The 4,517-nt window shown below is 72.1% G+C and carries 3 protein-coding genes; all 3 read left to right on the plus strand.

Features of this window, described 5'->3' with window-relative positions:
* A partial coding sequence (locus ABZT12_RS39110) for an alpha-glucosidase C-terminal domain-containing protein (protein ID WP_356394598.1) occupies positions 1–489 on the plus strand: 489 nt, incomplete at its 5' end.
* Positions 490–565: 76 nt separating this feature from the next.
* Positions 566–1,936 carry a maltokinase gene (locus tag ABZT12_RS39115; protein WP_356394600.1) on the plus strand — a complete coding sequence of 457 codons (1,371 nt, stop codon included), beginning with the start codon at positions 566–568 and terminating at the stop codon, positions 1,934–1,936.
* A 60-nt stretch (positions 1,937–1,996) separates the two neighbouring features.
* Positions 1,997–4,462 (plus strand): 1,4-alpha-glucan branching enzyme, encoded by a 2,466-nt coding sequence (gene glgB / locus ABZT12_RS39120; protein ID WP_356394602.1) that lies wholly within the window; start codon positions 1,997–1,999, stop codon positions 4,460–4,462.
* The last annotated feature ends 55 nt before the right edge of the window (positions 4,463–4,517 follow it).

The following is a 4,517-nucleotide window of genomic DNA, read 5'->3' on the forward strand; positions in this document are numbered from 1 at the left end:
TGGCTCGGCGACCGCGACGCCGTCCGCACCCCCATGCAGTGGACCCCCGACCGCAACGCCGGCTTCTCCTCCTCCGATCCCGGCCGCCTCTTCCTGCCGACGATCATGGACCCCGTCTACGGCTACCAGGTCACCAACGTCGAGGCGTCCATGTCGTCGCCCTCCTCGCTGCTGCACTGGACCCGCCGCATGATCGAGATCCGCAAGCAGAACCTCGCGTTCGGGCTGGGGTCCTACCGGGAGCTGCAGTCCTCCAACCCGGCGGTGCTGGCGTTCCTGCGCGAGTACGAGGACGACCTCGTGCTCTGCGTGCACAACTTCTCGCGGTTCGCCCAGCCCACCGAGCTGGACCTGCGGGAGTTCAGCGGCCGGCATCCCGTCGAGCTGTTCGGCGGGGTGCGCTTCCCCGCCATCGGACAGCTGCCGTACCTGCTGACCCTCGCGGGCCACGGTTTCTACTGGTTCCGGCTGCGCAAGGAAGCCGCCTGAGCCCTGGGCGGGGCGGTTTCTCCCGCCCCGCCGGGGGCACCCAACAGTAACCACCCCCGGGAAAGGACGCGACGCCATGTCGGAAGCCGTCACCCGCAGCGCCACGACGAGTCCCGGTCTTCTCGCGTCGCTCGACCCACTGCTGCGCGAGTGGCTGCCCAGGCAGCGCTGGTTCGCGGGCAAGGGCCGGCCGGTCACCGGGTTCTCGCTGGTCGCCGCGGTCGAGCTGGTGCCCGCCGACGGGCCACTGGGCGTACACCACCTGCTGGTCCGCGCCCATCAGCCCGGCGTGCCCGGCGACTGCTACCAGCTCCTCATAGGCTCGCGCGAGGCGCTGCCGCCCCGGCTCGCGCCCGCGCTGATCGGACATGTGGAAGAGGGCCCCCTCGCCGGCCGCACGGTGTACGAGGCCCTGTACGACCCCCGGCCCGCCGAGGTGCTCCTGGACGCGTTGCGCACCCAGGCCCGCATCGGCGGGCTGAGTTTCGAGCGGGACCCGCGCCAGGAGATCCGCGCCGACCTCACCCCCCGCCTGCTGACCGGCGAGCAGTCCAACTCGTCGGTCGTCTACGGAGATACGTTCATCCTCAAGCTGTTGCGCCGGATCGTGCCCGGCACCAACCCCGACCTGGAACTGCCGCTGGCGCTGGCCCGGGAGGGCTGCCCGCGGGTGCCGGCGCCGACGGCGTGGCTGCGCGGCGAGTTCGGCGACGAGCCGTACGTGCTCGGGGTGCTCCAGCCGTTCGTGCAGGGCGCGGCCGACGGCTGGGAGCTGGCGCTGGACGAGCTGGCCAAGGGCGCGGACTTCACCGCCGAGGCGCGGGCGCTGGGACGGGCCACGGCCGAGGTGCACCGGGCGCTGGCCCGCGCGCTGCCCACCGTGACGCTGGGCCACGCCCAGTTGCGGGGGCTCGTCGACGGCATGGTCGAGCGGCTCGACGCGGCGGCACAGGCGGTACCGGCGCTGCGGCCGTACACGCCGGGGCTGCGGACCGCGTTCACGGCGCTCGACGACCTGTCCGCCGAGGGGCGCACCTGGACCGCGCAGCGCATCCACGGCGATCTCCATCTGGGCCAGTGCCTGCGGTCGTCGTCCGGCGAGTGGTCGCTGATCGACTTCGAGGGCGAGCCGTCGAAGCCGCTGGCCGAGCGGCGGATGCCGCAGCCGGTGGTCCGCGACATCGCCGGGATGCTCCGCTCCTTCGACTACGCGGCCCACTCGGCGAAGGAGCCGGTGCCGGACTGGGCCGCACGGTGCCGGGCCGCCTACTGCTCCGGATACGCGGAGTCCGGCGGCGCCGATCCGCGCACCGACCCCGTACTGCTGCGGGCGTACGAGACCGACAAGGCGATCTACGAGGTCGTCTACGAGGCTCGCAACCGCCCCGACTGGCTCCCGGTGCCGCTCTCCGCGATCCGCCGCCTGGCCGGCCCCGGCCCGACCTGACCCCGCGGCACCCGCCCCTTCCTCCCCTCAGTCTTTTCCTTCGCACAGGAGGCTCAGCCCGTGACCCCCCGCCCCTCGTCCAGCGCTCCCGACCCGAAGAAGGGGAAGGCAAAGAAGTCCGGTTCGAAGAAGGCAGCGGCAAAGAAGTCCGGCCTGAAGAAGGCGGCGTCGAAGAAGGCGGCCATGGCGAAGAAGCAGACCCCGGCCGAGCAGCCGGCCACCGAACCCGCCGTCCCGGAGACAGTCGCGGAGACCGTCACAGAACCGGTCACCGAGCCGGTCGCCGAGACCGGGACCGCCCCGACCGCCGGCACCGGCATCGACGAGGAGATCGCCATCTCACCCGCACTCGACGCCGGAGACCGCGAGCGGCTGCTCTCCGGCACCCACCACGACCCGCACTCGGTGCTCGGCGCCCACCGGGTGCCCGGCGGGGTCGCGTTCCGGGTCTTCCGGCCGTACGCCCGGTCGGTGGCCGTCGAATCCGGGCCGCTGCGGGCGGAGTTGCACGACGACGGGGACGGCTTCTTCTCCGGACTGCTGCCGCTCCAGGGTGTGCCGCCGGAGTACCGGCTGCTGGTGGCGTACGAGGGGCCGGCCCAGGAGGTCGAGGACCCCTACCGCTTCCTGCCCGTCCTCGGGGAACTGGACCTGCACCTGATCGGCGAGGGCCGGCACGAGGAGCTGTGGCGGGTGCTCGGCGCGGAGCCGATGACCCACCAGGGCGTGGCCGGGACCCGGTTCACGGTGTGGGCGCCGAACGCCCGGGGCGTGCGGGTGGCCGGCACCTTCAACTTCTGGGACGGCGCCGCGTATCCGCTGCGCTCGCTCGGCGGCACGGGTGTGTGGGAGCTCTTCGTGCCGGGGGTCGGCGAGGGCGAGCTGTACAAGTTCGACATCACCCGGCCGGACGGCTCGCACACCCTGCGCGCCGACCCGATGGCCCGTCGCACCGAGGTCCCGCCGAGCACCTCCTCGATCATCACCGCCTCCCACCACGAGTGGCAGGACGAGGAGTGGCTGTCCCGGCGTGCGGAGCGGCCGGCCCACGAGGCGCCGCTCTCCATATACGAGGTGCATCTCGCGTCCTGGCGACCGGGCCTGACGTACCGTCAGCTCGCCGAGCAGCTGCCGGCGTACGTGAACGACCTGGGCTTCACCCATGTCGAGCTGATGCCCGTCGCCGAGCATCCCTTCGGCGGCTCCTGGGGCTACCAGGTCACCGGCTTCTACGCGCCGACCGCCCGGCTGGGCACCCCCGACGACTTCAAGTTCCTGGTCGACGCCCTCCACCGGGCGGGCATCGGCGTACTGATGGACTGGGTCCCCGCCCATTTCCCGCGCGACGACTGGGCGTTGGCGGAGTTCGACGGACGTCCGCTCTACGAGCACTCGGATCCGCTGCGGGCCGCGCATCCCGACTGGGGCACCCTGGAGTTCGACTTCGGCCGCCGCGAGGTGCGCAACTTCCTGGTGGCGAACGCCGTCTACTGGTGCCAGGAGTTCCACATCGACGGTCTGCGGGTGGACGCCGTCGCCTCGATGCTCTACCTCGACTACTCGCGCGAGGCGGGCCAGTGGACGCCGAACGAGCACGGCGGCCGGGAGAACCTGGACGCCGTGGCGTTCCTCCAGGAGATGAACGCGACCGTGTACCGCAGGGTGCCCGGGGTCATGACGATCGCCGAGGAGTCGACGGCGTGGGACGGGGTCACCCGGGCCACGGACCACGTCGGTCCGGGCGGCTTCGGCGGTCTGGGCTTCGGACTGAAGTGGAACATGGGGTGGATGCACGACTCGCTCGACTACATGGCGCACGAGCCGGTCCACCGCAAGCACCACCACGGGGAGATGACGTTCTCCATGGTGTACGCCTACAGCGAGAACTACGTCCTGCCGATATCCCACGACGAGGTCGTGCACGGCAAGAAGTCGCTCGTCTCCAAGATGCCCGGCGACTGGTGGCGGCAGCGCGCCGACCACCGCGCCTACCTGGCCTTCATGTGGGCCCACCCCGGCAAGCAACTCCTCTTCATGGGGCAGGAGTTCGCCCAGGGCGCCGAATGGTCCGAGGTGCACGGCCCGGACTGGTGGCTGCTGGACCCGGCGTACGGCGCCGAGGCCGACCACCGCGGCGTGCGCGACCTCGTCCGCGATCTGAACACCGTCTACCGCGCGACGCCGGCCCTGTGGGAGCTGGACACCCGGCCCGCGGGGTTCGAGTGGATCACCGGGGACGCGGCCGACGACAACGTCATCGCCTTCCTCCGCCTGGACTCCGAGGGCTCGCCCCTCCTCGCGGTCAGCAACTTCTCCCCCGTCGTCCGCCACGAGTACCGGCTGGGCGTGCCCGACACCGTCCCCGCCTGGCACGAGGTCCTCAACACCGACGCCGCCCACTACGGCGGTGGCGGCATCACCAACCCCGACCCGGTCAAGCCCGACCCGGCGCCCTGGCAGGGCCACCCGGCGAGCATCCGCGTGGCCCTGCCGCCCCTGGCGACGGTCTGGCTGCGCCCGGCCTGACAGCAGCGGGGTCCGGGGGCAGAGCGGAAGAGCGTCGGGTGGGGGAAGTGTGTTT

Origin of the sequence: Streptomyces sp. NPDC005423 (genome assembly GCF_040606415.1) — a bacterium.
GTDB lineage: Bacteria > Actinomycetota > Actinomycetes > Streptomycetales > Streptomycetaceae > Streptomyces.